An 18799-nucleotide genomic window follows, 5' to 3' on the forward strand; every position below is an offset into this window, starting at 1 on the left:
GGGTACGCCGAAGAGACCCGGACGTGCGGAACGGTGCCCATGGTTCCCGAATCGGCGTAAGAGCTGTGTGAGTAAGACCTGGGTCACACCCCCGCGACACCAGGGTCGATGGTCCCATCGCAGGTCAGAGGGGGTCCGGCAGACAAGGCCGGACCCCCCGGGGCCCGCCCGTGACTCCATGCGAAACTTTTCACATGTCTGGCATGACGCGCCCCCGTCCCCGTGTCGCAGCCGCCGCGGTCACCGCCGCCGCTGCCGCGCTGGTCCTCACCGGCTGCAGCTCGTCCGGCTCCTCGGCCGGCGGTGACGGACAGATCGGCTTCGTCACCGCCAAGGGCAGCACCATCTCGACGGTCGCCGCGGGACACCGCCAGGACGCGCCGGACATCAGCGGAACCACCCTGGAGGGGACCCCGACCAAGCTCTCCGACTACCGGGGCAAGGTCGTCGTGATGAACGTCTGGGGCTCCTGGTGCGGACCGTGCCGCTCGGAGGCCGACGACCTCCAGCGGGTCTGGGAGAAGTACAAGGACCAGGGCGTGCAGTTCCTCGGGATCAACACCAGGGACCCCGAGGTCAAGAACGCCCTCCGCTTCGAGCAGGAGAAGGGCGTCACCTTCCCCAGCATCTACGACCCGGCCGGCACCGAGCTGCTCAAGTTCCCCAAGGGCAGCCTCAACTCGAACACCATCCCGACCACCCTGGTGATCGACCGGGAGGGCAAGCTGGCCGCCCGCGCCCTCGGCGGCCAGACCGACGACAACCTGGAGTCGATGCTCCAGCCGATCGTGGCGGAGCAGCAGCAGTGAGTGCGGCGGTCCAACTCGCCGACAACGTCGGGACCATCCAGAGCGGGGCGCTGCTGGTGGCCGCGCCGATCGCGGTGGCGGCCGGCCTGGTGTCGTTCTTCTCGCCGTGCGTGCTGCCGCTCGTCCCCGGCTACCTCTCCTACGTCACCGGCTTCTCGGCCGCGGACCTCGCCGACGCGCGCGGGGCCCGGCGCGGCCGGATGCTGGCTGGCGCGCTGCTGTTCATCCTGGGCTTCACCGCCGTGTTCGTCTCCGGTGGCGCGCTGTTCGGCTTCTTCGGCGACACGCTCCAGGAGCACAAGCGGATCATCTCGATCGTGCTCGGCTCGGTGACGGTCCTGATGGGCCTGGCCTTCATGGGCCTGGTGCCCGGACTGAGCATGCGCGAGCTGCGCTCGCACCGCCGCCCGGCCGTCGGCCTGCTCGGCGCGCCGATGCTGGGCGTGGTGTTCGGCGTCGGCTGGACGCCCTGCCTCGGCCCGACCATGTCGGCGATCCAGACGCTGGCCTTCAACGAGGCCGACGCCGGTCGCGCCGCCCTGCTGATGACCGCCTACTGCCTGGGCCTGGGCGTACCGTTCGTCGTGGCCGCGCTGGCCTTCCGCCGGGCGCTCGGTGCCTTCGGCTGGGTCAAGCGGCACTACCCGCTCGTCATGCGGATCGGCGGCGGCATGCTCGTCGTGGTCGGTCTGCTGCTCGTCACTGGGGCCTGGGACTCACTGGTGAACGAGCTGCGAGTCCGCACCGGCGACTTCTCGATCGGAATCTGACCCGTGACCAAGACCACGACCGACCGCGAGCAGCGCGGGGACGCGGCGCAGGGCGCGGCCGAGGACGCGGCCGAGCGGCTGACCACCGCCCCGGCCGACACCGACGGCCCCACCGGCATCGGCGCGCTCGGCTGGCTGCGCTGGATGTGGCGCCAGCTGACCTCGATGCGGGTCGCGCTGATCCTGCTGTTCCTGCTGTCGCTGGCGGCCATCCCCGGCTCGCTGATCCCGCAGAACGGCCAGAACCAGTTCAAGGTCCAGGCCTGGAAGGCGCAGCACACCACGGTCGCGCCGATCTACGAGAAGCTCCAGCTGTTCGACGTCTACAGCTCGGTGTGGTTCTCGGCGATCTACATCCTGCTGTTCGTCTCGCTGGCCGGCTGCATCGTCCCGCGCACCTGGCAGTTCGTCGGCGTGCTGCGCTCCCGGCCGCCGGCGGCGCCGCGCAACCTGACCCGGATGCCGGTGTACGCGGCCTGGCGGACGGACGCGGACGCCGCGACCGTCAGCACCGCCGCCCACCGGCTGCTGCGCGGGCGGCGGTTCCGGGCGCACCTGGACGGCGGCGCGGTGGCGGCCGAGAAGGGCTACCTGCGCGAGGTCGGCAACCTGGTCTTCCACCTGTCGCTGTTCGCGCTGCTCGGCGGCTTCGCCTGGGCGAGCCTGGCCAGCGGCACCGGCGGCAAGCTGCTGGTCGAGGGCGACGGCTACGGCAACACCATCACGCAGCTGGACGACTTCACCGGCACCCGCTTCTACGGCAGCGACGACCTTGACCCCTTCTACGTGAAGCTGAACAACTTCACCTCGAAGTTCCAGGACCGGGGCGACCAGGTCGGCAGCGCCCGGCAGTTCACCGCGCACGTCGAGTACTTCGAGGGCAGCGACCCGTCGAAGCTCAAGCCGGGCACGATCGAGGTCAACCACCCGCTGGAGATCGCGGGCAGCAAGGTGTACCTGATCGGCCACGGCTACGCCCCGGTGATCACGGTGCGCAACAAGGCGGGCGACATCGTCTACACCGGTGCCACCCCGTTCCTCCCGCAGGACGGCAACCTGACCTCCACCGGTGTCGTCAAGGTCTCCGACTACGGCGAGAAGGACGGCCAGAGGACCCAGCTGGGCTTCTCCGGCTTCTTCCTGCCGACCGCCCCGGAGGCCTTCGACCGCAACACCGGCCCGCGCTCGCTGTTCCCCGGTGACGCGGACCCGGCGCTGGTGCTCAACGTCTACGCGGGCGACCTGGGCACCGACTCCGGTCTGCCGCAGAACATCTACCAGCTCAACACCAGGAAGCTGACCCAGCTCCAGCAGGACGGCCAGCCGGCCAAGGCCCGGCTGAAGCCCGGCCAGGCCTGGGAGCTGCCGGACGACTACGGCACGGTCACCTTCGAGGGTTACAAGCAGTGGGCGAGCTTCAACATCTCGCACCGCCCGGGCAACGGCATCGCCCTGGTCGGCGCGGTGGCGGCGATCGCCGGTCTGATCGGCTCGCTGTTCGTCCAGCGGCGCCGGATCTGGGTGCGGGCGGTGGCGCTGCCGGACGGCGGCACGCTGGTCGAGCTGGCCGGGCTGGGCCGCAGTGAGTCGGCGAAGATCGCCGAGGAGCTGGCCGCGCTCGCGGTGGACCTCCAGGACGACGCCCCCGCGCTCGACGACGAGTCCGACGCGTCCGACGCGGTGGAGAAGTCCGACGCCTCCGAGAAGTCCGACGAGCCCGACGAGGCCGCGGCACCCGAAGAATCCGCAGTTCCCGCCGACCCGAACTCCAAGGAGTAGACGGTGCACCTCGCCTCGGAGGTCGACCCGCAGCTGGCCGACCTGTCCAACAAGCTGATCTATTCGGCGATGGCGGTCTATCTGATCGCCATGTTCGCCTACATGTTCGAGTGGACCTTCGGCTCGAAGGGCGCTGTCGCCGTCCGCTCCATCGAGCAGGCCGGCCTCGCCGCGACCGTCGCGGACGCCGAGGCCAAGGCCAAGGGCGCCAGGAAGGTGACCGTCACCGTCGCCTCGGCGGGCGGCGGCACCACCACGCTCACCCGCACCGCACTGGCCGGCGAGGGCGCGACGGTGGTGACCAGCGGGCGCGGCGACGACGAGGTCGACGGCCCGGGTGCGGCCGGCACCAGCGATCGGGCCGACCTGGCCGGCCGGATCGCGGTCTCGCTCACCGTCCTCGGCCTCCTGCTGCACACGGGCGGCGTCCTCACCCGCGGCCTCTCGGTCTCCCGCTGGCCGTGGGGCAACATGTACGAGTTCTCCTGCGCCTTCGCGCTCGCCATGACGGCGGCCTTCGTCGGCCTGCTGGTGGCGAAGAAGCCGGTCCGCTGGCTCGGCCTGCCGGTCACCCTGGCCGTCGTGCTCACCCTCGGCATCGCCACCGAGGTGCTGTACACCGAGTCCGAGCAGCTCGTCCCGGCGCTGCACTCGTACTGGCTGGCGATCCACGTCTCCACCGCGATCGTCTGCGGCGGCGCCTTCTACGCGGCGTTCGTCACGACGCTGCTGTACCTGGGCAAGGACTCCTTCGACAAGCGGATGGCGGCCGGCCTGGCCAAGGGCCCGCTCGGCACCTCGCCGTCCATCTGGCGCCGGCTGCCCGCCGCCGCGACCCTGGACAAGCTGTCCTACCGGATCAACGCCCTGGTCTTCCCGCTGTGGACGTTCACCATCATCGCGGGGGCGATCTGGGCCGAGGCCGCCTGGGGCAAGTACTGGGAGTGGGACCCGAAGGAGACCTGGTCGTTCATCACCTGGGTCGCCTACGCGTGCTACCTGCACGCCCGTGCCACCGCCGGCTGGAAGGGGCGCAAGGCCGCGTACCTGGCGCTCGCCGCCTTCGCCTGCTGGCTGTTCAACTACTACGGGGTCAACATCTTCGTCACCGGCAAGCACTCCTACGCGGGGCTCTGACCGGTACCGGAACCCACCCACCGGCCCGGCACTCCAGACGAGGAAGCCGGGCCGAGGTGCGATTGGGGTAGTTCGTGCCGGCCGCCCGGTCCGGCACGGGGAGGAACTGAGGAGGAAATCGCGCAATGGAGTGCGACGAGGTCATGCTGACCGTCCGAATCACCGCCGCCGAGCACCTGCTGCTCCGCTGGCTCGCCCAGGGGCACCGCAGCGACGTGTCCGAGGTGGTGGCCGACGGGCTGCTGGACATCATCCCCACGGTCAGCTCGCCGGCCGACGCCTACCGGCTGCTGGGCGCGCTCGCGGCCCCCGCGCCGTGCGCGCTGACCGTCTGGCTGCCGGCGCCGCTGGCCGACCTGCTGGTGCCGGGTGCGGCCCGGATCGCCCAGGTGACCCAGGTGCGGATCGGCTCGGCCAGCGCGATGCTGGGCGCCGCGCTGCGGCTCTGGCTGGCCCAGGACCCGGGGCGGCTGGCGGAGAACCTCTCGGTGATGCACGCCGGGCGGCCGTCCGCGTTGGTGGCCGCCTGACCCGGCGCCCGACCCGGGGCCGGCCTCGGCGCCCCGGCCCGATCCGGCCGGGGCGCCGGGGCTCAGCTGGCGAGCGGCAGACCGCGCCGGGCCGGGGCCGGCGCGGTCGCGGCCGGGCCGCCGTCGGCCGGTCCGGTGAGCAGCCGGGCCTCGGCCACCGTGCGGCCCTCCTGGACCAGCAGGACCCGCAGCGGCGCCCGCCGTCCGCCGCCGCCACCGGTCTCCTGACCGGCCTCCCGGACGGCCCGCACCACACAGGGGCGGTCCGGCGCGATCGGGTCGTGGAAGGACGTGACCAGCTCCAACGGCACCACCCGGTCCGGGTGGTGCAGCCGCTGGGCGGCCTGCCGGGCGGCCTCCAGGACGAGCATCCCGGGCAGGTGGCCGGGCGCCGGGTCCATCGGGTCGAACAGCACCGGGTGGCCGGCGTCCGCGCGCAGCAGCCAGCTGCCGGGCAGCAGCGCGGGGCCGAGCACCACGTCGGCGGCCTGCTGACGGCCGACCAGCTCCGGGGCGGTGCCCTGGTCCGGGAGCCGGAGCGGGGCGGCGGCCGGGCCGGGACCGCGCAACCGGTCGTACGCGGCGGGGGAGAGGATCCGCAGCCCGCCGAAGCCGCGGGCGACCGGGTGGCCGTCGCGCTCGACCTCGGCCTGCACCCGCAGCGCGTCCAGCCGACCGTGCCGCATCCGGACGTCGTGGCAGGTGATCCGGAGCATCAGCTCGGTGGGGGCGGCGGTGACCGCGAGGCCGTCCAGGCCGGCCGGGCCGAGGGTGTAGCCGAGTTCGTCGAGCACCGCGTGGTGGTCGTGCGGCACCCCGAAACCGGCGTGGCCCACCAGCAGGGCGGCCTGCCGGACCGTTTCGGCCATCAGCACCGGGTCGTGGTGCCGGTCGCCGGGCAGCCGGTAGAAGCCGTGCAGCCGCGGCCACTGGGCGCCGAGCAGGAAGTCGTACGGGCCGGTGGCCTGCCAGCCGGTGATCAGCACCTCGGCGACCGAGGAGCGGCGCACCAGTTGACGCGAGACGGTCCGCTCGTGGAAGCCGTAGCGGCCCGGGCCGGGGTGGCCGGAGTGGGAGTGGGGATGCGGGGGGTGGGGATACGGGGCGTCGCCGTCCATCGAGGTGAACACTGGCATGACGGGCCCCACTCCCGGGTGTCGGTCGGCCGGCCGTGCGGGCGGCCCTCGCAAAACATACAGGCCACCCGGTTTCTGCTCCCCTCGCGGGGTCGCCGCTGGCGCGTTACCGCCGCGCTCACCGTACCCGGGCGCCGGCCTGCGGCAACGTCCGGCCGGCCCGCTCCGGCCCCCGCGCGGGGGCCGATCCCCCCTGGACGGCGGGGGCCGGACAGGGGCTAGATTAGATACCAACCATGCGGTTTCGGGCGGGCGCGGCGCGCCGCCGACGGTCCGCAGACCGGGCGCCCCACCACCGACGGCGGCGCCGTGACAGCAACCGGGCGAGCCGGAGCTCGCCGCGGCCGGGGCCGGAGGGGCCGAGTGGCTAAGCAGGAACGGGCGGGGCGAACCAGGCAGGCCGTGCTGCTCGCCGCGGCGGACACCTTCGCCGACGCGGGTTTCGAGTCGGCCAGCCTGGTCGACATCAGCCGCCGGGCGGGCGTCAGCAAGGGCGCGCTCTACTTCCACTTCGTCTCCAAGCAGGCGCTGGCCGACGGGGTCCGCGGCGAGGCCGCCGACACCATCGGGCTGGCCGTGCTGCACGCGCTGCGCGGCGGCGGCCCGGCCGTGCAGCGGCTCGTCGACCTCACCCATGAACTGGCCCGGCTGCTGCGCGAGGACGTGGTGGTCCGGGCCGGGGTGCTGCTCGGCCTGGGCGGCCGGCCCGCGGGCTGCGCCGCCGGCGCGGTGGTGGCGCCGGCCGGCTCGCCGCCGGAGCCGTCGGCGGACGTCTGGCGCCGCCTGACCGCGGTCTTCCGCGCCCTGCTGGACCGGGCCTCGGCGGCCGGTGAACTGCGCCCCGGGCTCGACCGGGAGCAGTCGGCCGCACTGCTCACCACCCTGGCGGCGGGCCTGGTGCTGTTCTCCGCCGAGTCCACCGGCCGGCTGGCCCCCGCGGCGGTCGGCGGCCTCTGGTCGACCGCCCTGCCGGCCCTCGTCCCGGCCGACCGCCTGGCGGACTACCGGATCCACTCCGCCCCGAAGGCGATTTAGCCGGGCGGGGTCCGGCCGGGCGGGCGGGTCCCGGTTCCCCCGTGGTCGACGGTGTCCAGGCGGGTCAGGGTGCCGGGTTCGACCAGGCCGGGCAGCAGCAGCGCCCAGAGGTCGGCCATCCGCTGCAGCAGGTCCTTGCGGTCCATCAGCACCTGCGAGCTGAGCTGGATGCCGGTCACCGCGCCGATGATCACCCCGGCGGCGGACGCGGGCCGTACCCCGGGACGGAGCTCGCCGACCTCCAGCGCGCGCTCCAGCAGTTCGCGCGCCGCGTCCGTCCAGCTCTGGTACGTGCCGACCTGCGGCTGGGTGAAGCTGCCGTGCTCGATGGTCAGCCGGATCGCGCCGCGCAGCAGCGGATCGTCCAGCAGTGAGTGCGCGAACGCGTAGCCGAGATCGATGACGGTCTGTGTCGGGCTGTCGGAGGCCGACCGCCAGGTGGCCAGCCAGGCCTCCTGGCCCTCGATCACGGCGAGCGCCAGCTCCTCCTTGGAGGGGAAGTGGAAGTAGAGCGCGCCCTTGGTGACACCGGCCCGTTCCAGGATCTCGGCCATGGTGGCGCCGGCGTAGCCGCGTTCGTCGAACACCTCGGCCGCGGCACGCAGCACCGTCTGGCGGGTCGCCAGCGCCCGGGCCTGCCTGGGCATCGCAGCCTCCCTGATCTCTGTCGTCGGCAGCTGCTGGATCCTACGGCGGCGGGCCGGGCGGTGGCCCCCGTACCGCGCGGTAGCGATCCTTTCGAGCCGTTCCGGGGGCCGGCGCGCGCCGGTCGCGCGGGCTCCCGCGGGCCGGAACGCCGCCGGCCGGCCACCCGCGGTGCGCGGGTGCCGGCCGGCGGTCGGACGGTTGCCGTCCGGGTCCTCGGTCGAGCCGTCAGGCGGCCCACTGCCAGCTGACCGGCGAGTAGTACGCCGGGCGGCGCTCCAGGCGCTGCCAGTTGGCGATCGGCTCGACCGGCGAGGCGGCGGCCGCCTGCTGGGCGGCCGCGGCGCGGGCCATCAGCACGGCGGTCAGGGCGGCGAGCTCCTCGTCGGAGAGCGAACCGCGGACGATGCGGACGAGTGGTTCGGCGGAGGCGGTCATGGTCCGGTTTCTCCCGGCGGATGGTGTGAGGTGGTCGTCGGTCGGCGTCGGCGGGCCCGGCGGTGCGGTGCCCGGCCGGGCGGCGCTGCTACATCGGCGGGTTGCCGTGCTTGCGGCTCGGCAGGTCCGCGTGCTTGGTGCGCAGCATGGCCAGCGAGGACGCCAGGACCTGGCGGGTCTCGGCGGGGTCGATGACGTCGTCCACGAGGCCGCGCTCGGCCGCGTAGTACGGGTGCATCAGTTCGCTCTTGTATTCCTTGATCTTCTGGTTGCGCATCGCGTCCGGGTCGTCGGCGGCGTTGATGTCCCGGCGGAAGATGACGTTGGCGGCGCCCTCGGCGCCCATGACGGCGATCTCGTTGGTCGGCCAGGCGAAGGAGAGGTCGGCGCCGATCGAGCGCGAGTCCATGACGATGTAGGCACCGCCGTAGGCCTTGCGCAGGATGAGCTGGATCCGCGGCACGGTCGCGTTGCAGTAGGCGTAGAGGAGCTTCGCGCCGTGCCGGATGATGCCGTCGTGCTCCTGGTCGACGCCGGGCAGGAAGCCGGGGACGTCGAGCATGGTGACCAGGGGGATGTTGAAGGCGTCGCACATCTGGACGAAGCGCGCGGCCTTCTCGCTGGCGTTGATGTCCAGGACGCCGGCCAGCGACTGCGGCTGGTTGGCGATGATGCCGGTGACGTGGCCGTCGATCCGGGCGAGCACGCAGAGCACGTTGGTGGCCCAGCGCTCGTGGACCTCCAGGAACTCGCCGTGGTCGACGATCTCCTCGATCACCTTGCGCATGTCGTACGGCCGGTTGCCGTCGGCAGGCACCAGGTCGAGCAGCGACTCGTTGCGGCGGTCCACCGGGTCGTCGTTGACGGCGGCCGGCGGCATCTCGCGGTTGTTCTGCGGCAGCAGCGAGAGGAGGAAACGGACCTCCTCGATGCAGGACTGCTCGTCGTCGTAGACGAAGTGCGAGACGCCGGAGACCCCGGCGTGCACATCGGCGCCGCCGAGCCCGTTCTGGCTGATCTTCTCGCCGGTGACGGCCTGGACGACGTCCGGGCCGGTGATGAACATCTGCGAGGTCTCGCGGACCATGAAGACGAAGTCGGTCAGGGCCGGCGAGTAGGCCGCGCCGCCGGCGCACGGGCCGAGCATCACGGAGATCTGCGGGATGACGCCGGAGGCCTTGGTGTTGCGCTGGAAGATGCCGCCGTAACCGGCCAGCGCGGTGACGCCCTCCTGGATGCGGGCGCCGGCGCCGTCGTTGAGCGAGACCAGCGGGGCACCGGCCGCGATGGCCATGTCCATGATCTTGTGGATCTTCTGGGCGTGGGCCTCGCCGAGCGCGCCGCCGAAGATCCGGAAGTCGTGGGCGTAGGTGAAGACCGTCCGGCCGTGCACGGTGCCCCAGCCGACGACCACGCCGTCGGTGTGGGGCTTCTTCGCCTCCAGGCCGAAGCCGGAGGCCCGGTGCCGGCGCAGCGGCTCGACCTCGTGGAACGAGCCCTCGTCGAGCAGCAGGTCGATGCGCTCGCGCGCGGTCAGCTTGCCCTTGGCGTGCTGGGCCTCGGTGGCCTTCTCGCTCGGGCCGCGCCGGACCTGCTCGCGCAGCTCGTGCAGCTCCGCGACCCTGCCCCGTACGTCGGCGGGGGCTTCGGGGGCGTCGTCGTCGACCGGCGCCTGGTGCACAACCGTCATCTCGAACCACTCCAAAGGTGAGGGAACTGTCCGACAGCCAACGTCTGCGATGCCCCCGGCTGCGAATCACTTCTTCACTTATGACTGTACGAGGGGCCGCACGCTGGTTTCGGCGTCGATTCCGTACAAGGTCGCGTCCGTTTAGATGTCAGGGCTGTACAGAAACCGAAGCGTTTCGGCCCGTGCGAACGGTAGCTGTTCGATTACCCGCAGCTGTCGCCAGGATGGCCTCCGGGTGAGCTGAACATGAGGGAACGTGCAGGTCAGAGCTGTCGTATTCGATACTGCCCGACGCCGCTCAAGGGCTGCTCAAGAGACGCTTGGTGCGGCGGTGAAGACCGGGCCGGCGGCGTGGCGCCGGCCGGCCTGTCGTAGGGATGCGCCAAAAACACCGCAGCCCACCCGGTGGATGCCGGGTGGGCTGTCCGGGCGATGAGGGGGTCAGCCCCGCCGGCCCTCGTCCGGGTCGTCCTTGCCGCGCAGCTCGTTCTCGCGGCGGCGCAAATCCGCCTCCCACTGCTTGAGCATGTCCTCGTGCTCGTTGTTGTGCTTCTTCAATGAGGCGAGGAACTCGGGGTCGTCGTCCGGGGCGAGCGGGCGGCCGTCGCGCCGGCGGTCGTAGCCCTGGCCGGCCGCGCCGAAGCCGCCGGCCGGGGCGGTGCGTACCCCGCGCTGCTTGCCGGCCACCAGCCACGCGATCGAGCCGACGAGCGGGAAGAGCAGCACGATGATCACCCAGACCACCTTGGGAAGGTGCTTCACCTCCTCCTCGGGGGTGGTCAGGCAGTCGATGAAGGCCCACACCCACAGGGCGAGCGGGAGCACGAAGGTCAGGATCCTCAGCACGGCGGCGTTCTCCCCCGGGCGGCGTCGGTGGCTGGCGGTCGGGCCCCCGGTACGGCGGCCGCCGGGCGGTCCGCCGTGCCAAGGGGGCCCTTGACACAGGTCAGGCTATCGGGTGGCGGATACTGACAGGCATGGCATACGACGATCTCCGCTCGTTCCTGCGGGCCCTCGACCGCGAAGGCGACCTCCAGCGCATCAAGGCGGAGGTGGACCCCCATCTGGAGATCGGCGAGATCGTCGACCGGGTGCAGAAGGCCAAGGGCCCGGCCCTGCTGTTCGAGAACGTCAAGGGCTCGACGATGCCGCTGGCGATGAACGTCTTCGGCACCGAGCGCCGGCTGGCCAAGGCGCTCGGCCTCAAGGGCCCGGAGGAGATCGGCGACAAGATCTCCGGCCTGCTGAAGCCGGAGCTGCCGCAGGGCTTCACCGGCTTCCGGGACGCCTTCGGCAAGCTCGCCTCGATGGCCCACGTGCCGCCGAAGCACGTCAAGGCCGGCGACGCGCCCGTGCAGGAGGTGGTGCTCACCGGCGAGGACGTCGACCTGGACGACCTGCCCGCGCTGTTCACCTGGCCGCAGGACGGCGGCTCCTTCTTCAACCTGGGCCTCACCCACACCAAGGACCCGGACAGCGGCATCCGCAACCTCGGCCTGTACCGGCTGCAGCGGCACGACCGCCGCACCATCGGCATGCACTGGCAGATCCACAAGGACAGCCGCAACCACGCGGCGGTGGCCGCCCGGCGCGGCGAGAAGCTTCCCGTCGCGATCGCCTTCGGCTGCCCGCCGGCCGTCACCTACGCGGCCACCGCGCCGCTGCCGGGCGACATCGACGAGTACCTGTTCGCCGGCTTCGTCGCGGGCGAGCGGGTGCGGATGGTGGACTGCAAGACGGTCCCGCTGCAGGTCCCGGCCGACGCCGAGGTGGTCCTGGAGGGCTGGCTGGAGCCGGGCGACATGCTGCCCGAGGGGCCGTTCGGCGACCACACCGGCTTCTACACGCCGCAGGAGCCGTTCCCGGCGCTGAGGATCGACTGCGTGACGATGCGCCGCCGGCCGATCCTGCAGTCCATCGTGGTCGGCCGCCCGCCGACGGAGGACGGCCCGCTGGGCAAGTTCACCGAGCGCTTCTTCCTGCCGCTGCTGAAGATCATCATCCCGGACATCGTCGACTACGACCTGCCCGAGGCCGGCGGCTTCCACAACTGCGTGATCGTCTCGATCGACAAGAAGTACCCGAAGCACGCGCAGAAGACCATGCACGCCATCTGGGGCGCGCACATGATGTCGCTGACCAAGCTGATCATCGTGGTGGACGCCGACTGCGACGTCCACGACTACCAGGAGGTCGCCTGGCGGGCCTTCGGCAACGTCGACTACAGCCGTGACCTCACCGTGGTGGAGGGCCCGGTCGACCACCTCGACCACGCCTCCTACCAGCAGTTCTGGGGCGGCAAGGCGGGCATCGACGCGACCCGCAAGCTGCCCGAGGAGGGCTACACCCGCGACGGCGGCTGGCCCGAGATGGTCACCTCCGACCCGGCGACCGCCGCCCTGGTGGACCGGCGCTGGAAGGAGTACGGGCTGTGAGCACCGCCGCCGCGCTCCCCGAGGTCCCGCCCGGCAAGGTCAGATCCTTCCTGCGGCTGGTGATGATCGAGCACTCGGTCTTCGCCCTGCCGTTCGCCTACATCGCGGCGCTGACGGCGATGTTCCTGGTCGACGGACGGGTGCACTGGGGCGAGCTGTTCATCGTCACGGTGTGCATGGTCGGGCTGCGGACCTTCGCCATGGCCGCCAACCGGATCATCGACCGCGAGATCGACGCCCGCAACCCGCGCACGGCCGGGCGCGAGCTGGTCACCGGCGCCGTCTCGCTGAGGACGGCGTACGCCGGCTCGGCGGTCGCCCTGGTGGTCTTCCTCGGCGCCGCGGCGCTGCTCAACCCGCTCTGCCTGGCGCTCGCGCCGGTGGCCGTGGTGCCGATGGTGGTCTACCCGTACGGCAAGCGGTTCACCGACTTCCCGCAGGCGATCCTGGGCCTGGCCCAGGCGATGGGCCCGGTGGGCGCCTGGCTGGCCGTCACCGGCACCTGGTCCTGGGACGCGGTCGTGCTCGGCGCGGCCGTCGGCGTCTGGATCGGCGGCTTCGACCTGATCTACGCCTGCCAGGACGTCGCGTCCGACCGGGCGGACGGTGTGCGTTCGGTGCCGGCGCGGTTCGGCGTCCCGGCCGCGGTCCGCGGCGCTCGGGCCTGCCACGTGATCACCACGCTGCTGCTCGGCTGGTACGCGGTGCTCACCGACGCGGGCGTGGCGTTCTGGATCGGCCTGCTGGTGGTGGCCGGCGCCTTCGTCTACGAGCACACCATCGTCAAGCCGAACGACCTGTCCCGGCTGAACCGGGCGTTCTTCCAGACGAACGGCTTCGTCGGGATCTCGCTGTTCCTCTTCGCGCTGGTGGACCTGGTGGTGCGCGGCCTCGGGGTCTGAGGCCGCGCCCTCCGGGGCCTACTTCCCGCCCTCGTCGAGCGTGTGCTTGACGAGGGCGTTCGCGTGTCCGTGCCCGATCCCGTGGTCCGCCTTCAGCCAGGCGACCAGCTCCGCGTGCTTGGTCAGCGGCGAGGAGCGGATCAGTTCCTTCCAGTGCGCGATCGGCTGCCCGTACTTCTGCTCGATGGACGGGAAATAGCTGGCAGGGCCCTTGGCGGCGGGGGTGGCGGTCATGGTGCGGCTCTCCTTCGTTCGGTGTCCATAGGACCGGCGGGGGCCCGGAAACTCATCGGCCGACGGGTGTGAGCCGGGTCACGCCGACGGGTTCCGGGCAGTCACGGCAGGGGCCGGTGGGGCGTGGCGGAGGGTGCGCCGTGGTGGCTGAAAATCTCATGCCATATGAACTGTGACATTGTTCTGACCATCGGTCGGTGACAGGATCCACGCCACATCTCCTTCTTTTCAGTCCGGCCCCACGCCGGACTGCCCCCACTCGACGAAGGATTCGGCGTGCTCCTGCGCACCAGACTCTCCATGCTCGCAGCCGGCGTCGTCGCCTGTTGCGCCACGGCCACCGCCGTGCTCCCGGCCCAGGCCTTCGCGGCACCCCCTGCCGCCATCACCGCCCCGACTCCGCCTCCGACTCCGACCGCGAGCGCGGCCGGCCCGGTCGGCCTCACCGCCCCGACCCCGACCCCGACGGGCTCCGAGGAGCCCGCCGAGCCCGCCGCCCCGCGCTCCCCGGCGCTGATCGGCGCGACGCGCCTGCTGGAGGAGCCGGCCGACGCGGCCGGGGCGGGCGCTCCCGCCCAGTTCAAGTCCCTCGCCGTACAGAGCTGCACCCCGGCCGACTTCGCGTCCCGCACCGGGGCCGACCTGGTCGCGTTCATCCGGAGCTCGACCCCGGACTGCATCAAGTCGCTGTACCAGAGTGCCGTCGCCGACCCGAGCATCTTCAACCAGGCCCGGATGCTGTCCGTCGCGGCCGCCTTCAAGGACCTGGCGGCGAACTACTCCGGCGACAACACGACCGGCATCGCGCAGCTGGTGAAGTACCTGCAGGCGGGCTACTACATCCAGTTCAACTACCCCACCCAGGCCGGCGCGTACACCGACGAGCTCGCCACCGCCGTCACCTCCGCCCTGGACACGCTCTTCGCGGGCGCCCGCTGGCGCGACGTCACCGAGGACAACGGCCGCATCCTCAAGGAGGTGGTGTGGCTCACCGACAGCGCCAACCTCCAGGCCCGCTACATCGGCGCCTACAAGCGGATCCTGGACGAGTACGACAACACCTACAACCAGTTCCCGCAGATGATCAACGCGGTCAACTCGGTGCTGTACTACCCGCTCTGGTTCGGCTACCGGAACACGGACTTCGTCAAGGCGCTCGCGGCCGACACGGGCCTCGTCAACTCGCTCGCCGACTTCGCGATCAAGCACCGGGACCTGCTCAGCGGGCCCCACGCCGTCCTCGACACCAACGCGGGCAACGACCTGGCCCGGCTCGCCGGCACCAGCCCCGCCGCCGAGGCCGTGACCAAGCCGCTGGTCAAGAAGGTGCTGGACTCCGCGCCGCTGCTCTCGCCCTTCGGGACGCTGTACCTGTACACGGCCCGCCAGGCCGAGTACTGGAACAACAACCAGTGCTCGTACTACGGCATCTGCGACCTGCGCACCAAGCTCACCTCGGTGATCCTGCCGAACCAGCTGGTCTGCGACAACCGCATCCTGCAGGCCCAGTCCCTGTCGGCCGCCGAACTGGCCACCGTCTGCGAGAGCCTGCGCAGCGAGGACGCGCTCTTCCACCGCGTGGCCAAGGACAACGGCCCGATCCCGAACCAGTACGCCAAGACCGTCACCTTCGGGATCTTCGCCAACAAGGCCGACTACACCACCTACTCGTGGGCGATCTTCGGCAACGACACCGACAACGGCGGCCAGACCGTCATGGACGCGACCGACCCGAACGTGCGGGCCGTGACCGTGATGTACCAGAAGGCGTGGAACGTCAACGACCCCGCCCGGGTGTGGAACCTCAACCACGAGTACACCCACTACCTCGACAGCGTCTACAACCTGAAGGGGAACTACACCACCCAGTCGTCCGTCCCGAACAAGTGGTGGGTCGAGGGCCTCGCCGAGTACGTCTCGTACACCCACCGCGGCGCGACCGACACGGACGCGATGGCCCAGGCGGCCAAGCACACCTACAAGCTCAGCACGCTCTTCCAGAACACCTACGCCAACTCGGACTCGACCCGCACCTACCCGTGGGGCTACCTGTCCGTCCGGTACATGCTGGAGAAGCACCCGGCCGACGTCCAGGCCATGCTGGAGCGCTTCCGCGCCGGTGACTACCCCGGCGGCTACGCGGTCTACAACAACCTCGGCACCTCCTACGACGCCGACTTCGACGCCTGGCTCGACGCCTGCGTCGCCGGCGGCTGCTACGCGACCGGTCCGACCTCGCTGTTCGACACCACGGTGAACGGTGCGACCGTCAGCGTGAACGAGCGCTCCGTGCAGACCGGCTCGGGCCGGATCACCGGATGGCACTGGAACTTCGGCGACGGCACCTTCTCGGACGAGCGCAGCCCGAGCCACACCTACGGCGTGCCCGGCCTGTACACCGTCGCCCTGACCACCACCGACGACACCGGCCGGACCGGCACCGCCTCGACCGCGGTCACCACGACCGCCCTCAGCCTGCCGACCTGCACCGAGCAGCGCACCGACGCGATGGCCCGCGACTGCGCCCGGCCCGGCCGCGCCGCGACCGCGGGTAACACCGACTACCTGTACGTCTACCTGCCGGCCGGGACCACCACGCTGAAGGTCAGCACCCTCGGCGGCACCGGTACCGCGTACCTGTACTACAACGCCGACACCTGGGCCTCGCCGAAGGCCTACACCGCCGCCTCGGCGGCCGACGGCACCACCCAGTCCATCACCGTCACCAACCCCACGGCGGGCTACCGCTACCTGAGCCTGTACGCCGCCACCGACTTCAGCGGCGTCACGGTCACCACCCAGTTCTGACCCCGCGGCGGATCCACGCGCCCGGCCGGACCCTTCCGGCCGGGCGCTCCGCATGGGCGGGCGGCGGTGCGCGAACCGCTGTGCGGGCCGGGGACTCTGCGCGAGACTGGCCCGATGGCGACGAACACACCGGCGGCACTCGCCCACGGCACGGAACTGCTCGGCGGGTCCGGCTGGAGGAAGGGGGCTGGGCGCTGGTGCGGGCGCTGGAACGGCTGCGGCCGGACCTGGCGGCCTCGGTGTGGTCCACCCGCTGAGAGCCCGGGCTGACCCTCGGCATCGGCGGCCCCGACGAGCCGTGCTACGACGTCGCGGGGCTGCTGACCCGGGCGGGCGGCGACCCGGTGCGGGCGGCCGAACTGGTCGGATCCGACCATCCGGTGATCGTTCATCCCTAACATCGCTGCATGACCGATACCAGCGACTGGAAGTCCGACCGCATCGGCAGCGCCCTGCGCGGCGAGAACCCCACCGTCATCCGGCGCCTGGACGCCGGGTTCGCGGTGGCCGGGGACGTGCAGTTCCTGCCCGGGTACGCGATCCTGCTCACCGACCGGCCGGGGGTGCAGCGGCTCTCCGACCTGCCCCGCCCCCGCCGGCTCGCCTACCTGGAGGACCTCGACCGCCTCGGCGAGGCCGTCGAACGGGCCTGCCGGGCGGCCGATCCGGCCTTCCGCCGGGTCAACCTGGAGATCCTCGGCAACACCGACCCGATGCTGCACGCCCACGTCTGGCCCCGCTACGACTGGGAGCCCGCCGATCTCGTCCGCCTCCCCGTCTGGCTCTACCCCCGCACCCACTGGACCGAACCGGCCCACGCCCTCACCCCCGCCCACGACCCGATCCGGGCCGCCGTCGGCGCGGAGCTGGATGCGCTGCGGTAAAGGGCGGTGGTGCAGACCACTCGTTCTCGTGAATCCGCTGACCGGGGCCGGGACGGGTGGCCAACTCGCGCCTACGCTGCGGGACATGGACATCGTCATCGTGCTCTTCGACGCCTTCGAGCCGCTCGACGCGATCGGCCCGTACCAGGTGCTCGGCCATCTGCCCGGGGCCACCGTACGGTTCGTGGCGGCGGGGGAGCGGGGGCCGGTGGCCGACGGCATCGGGGCGCTGCGGCTGGACGTGCCCACCCGCTACTCGGACGTCGGGGCGTGCGACCTGCTGCTCGTCCCGGGCGGGCACGGCACCCGGCCGCTGATGCACGACGAGGCGTTCCTCGACTGGCTGCGCCGGACGCACGCGACCACCCGGTTCACCACCTCCGTCTGCACCGGCGCGCTGCTGCTCGGTGCCGCCGGACTGCTCGACGGCCTCGCCGCCACCACGCACTGGGCGGCCGCCGGTGAACTGGCCGCGCACGGCGCCGAGTACACCCCCGAGCGGGTGGTGCGCCGCGGCCGGATCGTCACCGCGGCCGGGGTCTCGGCCGGCATCGACATGGCGCTCCTGCTGGCGGCCCTGCTCACCGACGAGACCACCGCCCGGGCGATCCAGCTGCACGCCGAGTACGATCCGCGGCCGCCGTTCGACAGCGGATCGTGGGCGAAGGCCTCGCCGGCCGTGCGGGAGCGGATCAGGCAGCTCGGGTAGCTCCCGGGGCGTGCGGTCAGCTGCCAGGCGCCCTCGGCCGTGCTCAGTCGTGCAGGAAGGACTCCAGGGCGGCGGCCAGGGCGACCGGTGTCTCGTGCATCGGGTAGTGCCCGCTGGCGGGCAGCTGCTCGACGTCGGCGTTGGGGTAGTGGACGAGGAAGGTGCCGCGCATCGCCTCCGCGGTCAGCAGCAGGTCGTGCTCGCCCACGAACACCCGGACCGGCACCGGGTTGCCGGCGATCCGGTCGACCAGGTCGGCGGTGGCCCAGTCCCGCACGTAGCCGCCGAAGGCCTCGCGGGTGGACAGCTCCAGCGAGCGGTCCACCATCCGGTCGAGCCAGACCCGGCCGGCCCGCCGCCCGGTCACCCGGTCCAGGATCTCGTACCGCTTCGCCCGGTCCTCGGCCGCGCCGTAGAACAGCTCCTCGCCGGCCGCGTCCATCGGGTACGGACCGGCCGGCACGGGCGCGAGACCGGCCAGCTTCCGCACCCGGTGCGGCGCCCGGGCGAGCACCTGCTGGACGGCCTTGCCGCCCATCGAGTGCCCGACCAGCGAGAAGTCCCGCCAGCCGAGCTGGTCGGCCAGCGCGAGCGCGTCGTCCGCGATCTCGGCCAGGGTGTACTCGCCGGACACGTCCATGCGCTCGCCGTAGCCCCGGTAGTCGAGGAACGCGTAGGAGAAGGCGGAGCCGTCCAGGTAGTCCGGGAACGGGCCCCAGCCGGCGCTGGTGCCGAACCAGTCGTGCAGCACCAGGACCTTGTGCCCGCCGGTGCCGACCAGGCGGTGAGGGATCGTCATGAAGGGCTTCCTGCCCGGTGGTGATGATCACCGAACCCGGCGCGCCGACAGGATCCCAC

The 18799-nt window shown here is 71.9% G+C and carries 18 protein-coding genes; 11 read left to right on the forward strand and 7 right to left on the reverse strand.

Translation table 11 applies throughout. From position 1 onward, the window contains the following. Window positions 1-203 precede the first annotated feature (203 nt). The 5 genes from ABZW10_RS01340 to ABZW10_RS01360 all read left to right on the forward strand — a co-directional run bounded on the left by ABZW10_RS01340 (window position 204) and on the right by ABZW10_RS01360 (window position 5025). Window positions 204-809, forward strand: coding sequence for a TlpA disulfide reductase family protein (locus ABZW10_RS01340; protein WP_355358018.1), 606 nt, complete (start codon window positions 204-206; stop codon window positions 807-809). Beyond that, window positions 806-1579: a cytochrome c biogenesis protein CcdA gene (locus tag ABZW10_RS01345; protein ID WP_355358021.1), complete on the forward strand. Its 774-nt coding sequence runs from the start codon at window positions 806-808 to the stop codon at window positions 1577-1579. The genes ABZW10_RS01340 and ABZW10_RS01345 overlap by 4 nt, the downstream gene beginning before the upstream one ends. Before the next feature lie 3 nt (window positions 1580-1582). Then, window positions 1583-3358, forward strand: coding sequence for a cytochrome c biogenesis protein ResB (locus ABZW10_RS01350; RefSeq protein WP_355358024.1), 1776 nt, complete (start codon window positions 1583-1585; stop codon window positions 3356-3358). A gap of 3 nt (window positions 3359-3361) precedes the next feature. After that, window positions 3362-4495: a c-type cytochrome biogenesis protein CcsB gene (ccsB, locus tag ABZW10_RS01355; RefSeq protein ID WP_355358027.1), complete on the forward strand. Its 1134-nt coding sequence runs from the start codon at window positions 3362-3364 to the stop codon at window positions 4493-4495. A 143-nt stretch (window positions 4496-4638) separates the two neighbouring features. Next, on the forward strand, window positions 4639-5025 hold the full coding sequence (locus tag ABZW10_RS01360; RefSeq protein WP_355358030.1) for a hypothetical protein: 387 nt from the start codon (window positions 4639-4641) through the stop codon (window positions 5023-5025). 62 nt (window positions 5026-5087) lie between these two features. Here ABZW10_RS01360 and ABZW10_RS01365 read toward each other — a convergent pair whose 3' ends face one another. Further along, the gene (locus tag ABZW10_RS01365) at window positions 5088-6161 is read right to left on the reverse strand and encodes a ScbA/BarX family gamma-butyrolactone biosynthesis protein (RefSeq protein ID WP_355358033.1); all 1074 of its coding nucleotides are present in this window, start codon (window positions 6159-6161) and stop codon (window positions 5088-5090) included. Window positions 6162-6524: 363 nt separating this feature from the next. On the opposite strand from ABZW10_RS01365, the gene ABZW10_RS01370 reads away from it, so the two are divergent. After that, window positions 6525-7196 carry a ScbR family autoregulator-binding transcription factor gene (locus ABZW10_RS01370; RefSeq protein WP_355358036.1) on the forward strand — a complete coding sequence of 224 codons (672 nt, stop codon included), beginning with the start codon at window positions 6525-6527 and terminating at the stop codon, window positions 7194-7196. On the opposite strand, the gene ABZW10_RS01375 is transcribed toward ABZW10_RS01370, so the two are convergent. The 4 genes from ABZW10_RS01375 to ABZW10_RS01390 form a co-directional block, all read right to left on the reverse strand. Continuing rightward, entirely contained in the window at window positions 7193-7843 is a 651-nt protein-coding gene (locus tag ABZW10_RS01375; protein ID WP_355358039.1) for a ScbR family autoregulator-binding transcription factor, read from the reverse strand. The genes ABZW10_RS01370 and ABZW10_RS01375 overlap by 4 nt on opposite strands. A 226-nt stretch (window positions 7844-8069) precedes the next feature. Beyond that, on the reverse strand, window positions 8070-8279 hold the full coding sequence (locus ABZW10_RS01380; protein ID WP_355358042.1) for an acyl-CoA carboxylase subunit epsilon: 210 nt from the start codon (window positions 8277-8279) through the stop codon (window positions 8070-8072). An 88-nt stretch (window positions 8280-8367) separates the two neighbouring features. Beyond that, window positions 8368-9969 (reverse strand): acyl-CoA carboxylase subunit beta, encoded by a 1602-nt coding sequence (locus ABZW10_RS01385; protein ID WP_355358045.1) that lies wholly within the window; start codon window positions 9967-9969, stop codon window positions 8368-8370. 441 nt (window positions 9970-10410) lie between these two features. Further along, window positions 10411-10815 carry a PLD nuclease N-terminal domain-containing protein gene (locus ABZW10_RS01390; RefSeq protein ID WP_355358048.1) on the reverse strand — a complete coding sequence of 135 codons (405 nt, stop codon included), beginning with the start codon at window positions 10813-10815 and terminating at the stop codon, window positions 10411-10413. 131 nt (window positions 10816-10946) lie between these two features. Here ABZW10_RS01390 and ABZW10_RS01395 point away from each other — a divergent pair, with 131 nt between their 5' ends. Together ABZW10_RS01395 and mqnP are read left to right on the forward strand one after the other, a co-directional pair. Next, window positions 10947-12404, forward strand: coding sequence for a menaquinone biosynthesis decarboxylase (locus tag ABZW10_RS01395; RefSeq protein ID WP_355358051.1), 1458 nt, complete (start codon window positions 10947-10949; stop codon window positions 12402-12404). Beyond that, window positions 12401-13306 carry a menaquinone biosynthesis prenyltransferase MqnP gene (gene mqnP / locus ABZW10_RS01400; RefSeq protein ID WP_355358054.1) on the forward strand — a complete coding sequence of 302 codons (906 nt, stop codon included), beginning with the start codon at window positions 12401-12403 and terminating at the stop codon, window positions 13304-13306. The genes ABZW10_RS01395 and mqnP overlap by 4 nt, the downstream gene beginning before the upstream one ends. Before the next feature lie 18 nt (window positions 13307-13324). Here the strand turns inward: mqnP and ABZW10_RS01405 are convergent, their stop codons facing one another. Next, entirely contained in the window at window positions 13325-13540 is a 216-nt protein-coding gene (locus ABZW10_RS01405; RefSeq protein ID WP_355358057.1) for a DUF4287 domain-containing protein, read from the reverse strand. Between the two features lie 276 nt (window positions 13541-13816). Between ABZW10_RS01405 and ABZW10_RS01410 the strand changes: the two genes are divergently transcribed. From ABZW10_RS01410 to ABZW10_RS01420, 3 genes are all read left to right on the forward strand, one after another. Beyond that, window positions 13817-16348, forward strand: a complete 2532-nt coding sequence (locus tag ABZW10_RS01410) for a collagenase (RefSeq protein ID WP_355358060.1) — start codon at window positions 13817-13819, stop codon at window positions 16346-16348. 407 nt (window positions 16349-16755) lie between these two features. Beyond that, entirely contained in the window at window positions 16756-17232 is a 477-nt protein-coding gene (locus ABZW10_RS01415; RefSeq protein ID WP_355358063.1) for a diadenosine tetraphosphate hydrolase, read from the forward strand. An 85-nt stretch (window positions 17233-17317) separates the two neighbouring features. After that, on the forward strand, window positions 17318-17941 hold the full coding sequence (locus tag ABZW10_RS01420; RefSeq protein ID WP_355358066.1) for a DJ-1/PfpI family protein: 624 nt from the start codon (window positions 17318-17320) through the stop codon (window positions 17939-17941). Window positions 17942-17984: 43 nt separating this feature from the next. On the opposite strand, the gene ABZW10_RS01425 is transcribed toward ABZW10_RS01420, so the two are convergent. After that, window positions 17985-18740 carry an alpha/beta hydrolase gene (locus ABZW10_RS01425; protein ID WP_355358069.1) on the reverse strand — a complete coding sequence of 252 codons (756 nt, stop codon included), beginning with the start codon at window positions 18738-18740 and terminating at the stop codon, window positions 17985-17987. Window positions 18741-18799 lie beyond the last annotated feature (59 nt).

It is taken from the genome of Kitasatospora sp. NPDC004723 (genome assembly GCF_040609255.1).
Classification (GTDB): Bacteria; Actinomycetota; Actinomycetes; order Streptomycetales; family Streptomycetaceae; genus Kitasatospora.

What these genes read in the sequence shown, in the direction of transcription:
- ABZW10_RS01415 (WP_355358063.1), top strand. Translation starts at nt 16,756, where the DNA reads ATGACCGATACCAGCGACTGGAAGTCCGACCGCATCGGCAGCGCCCTG.
- ABZW10_RS01425 (WP_355358069.1), bottom strand. Translation starts at nt 18,740, where the DNA reads ATGACGATCCCTCACCGCCTGGTCGGCACCGGCGGGCACAAGGTCCTG.
- ABZW10_RS01365 (WP_355358033.1), bottom strand. Translation starts at nt 6,161, where the DNA reads ATGCCAGTGTTCACCTCGATGGACGGCGACGCCCCGTATCCCCACCCC.
- ABZW10_RS01405 (WP_355358057.1), bottom strand. Translation starts at nt 13,540, where the DNA reads ATGACCGCCACCCCCGCCGCCAAGGGCCCTGCCAGCTATTTCCCGTCC.
- ABZW10_RS01395 (WP_355358051.1), top strand. Translation starts at nt 10,947, where the DNA reads ATGGCATACGACGATCTCCGCTCGTTCCTGCGGGCCCTCGACCGCGAA.
- ABZW10_RS01360 (WP_355358030.1), top strand. Translation starts at nt 4,639, where the DNA reads ATGCTGACCGTCCGAATCACCGCCGCCGAGCACCTGCTGCTCCGCTGG.
- ABZW10_RS01375 (WP_355358039.1), bottom strand. Translation starts at nt 7,843, where the DNA reads ATGCCCAGGCAGGCCCGGGCGCTGGCGACCCGCCAGACGGTGCTGCGT.
- ABZW10_RS01340 (WP_355358018.1), top strand. Translation starts at nt 204, where the DNA reads ATGACGCGCCCCCGTCCCCGTGTCGCAGCCGCCGCGGTCACCGCCGCC.
- ABZW10_RS01420 (WP_355358066.1), top strand. Translation starts at nt 17,318, where the DNA reads ATGGACATCGTCATCGTGCTCTTCGACGCCTTCGAGCCGCTCGACGCG.
- ABZW10_RS01385 (WP_355358045.1), bottom strand. Translation starts at nt 9,969, where the DNA reads ATGACGGTTGTGCACCAGGCGCCGGTCGACGACGACGCCCCCGAAGCC.
- ABZW10_RS01380 (WP_355358042.1), bottom strand. Translation starts at nt 8,279, where the DNA reads ATGACCGCCTCCGCCGAACCACTCGTCCGCATCGTCCGCGGTTCGCTC.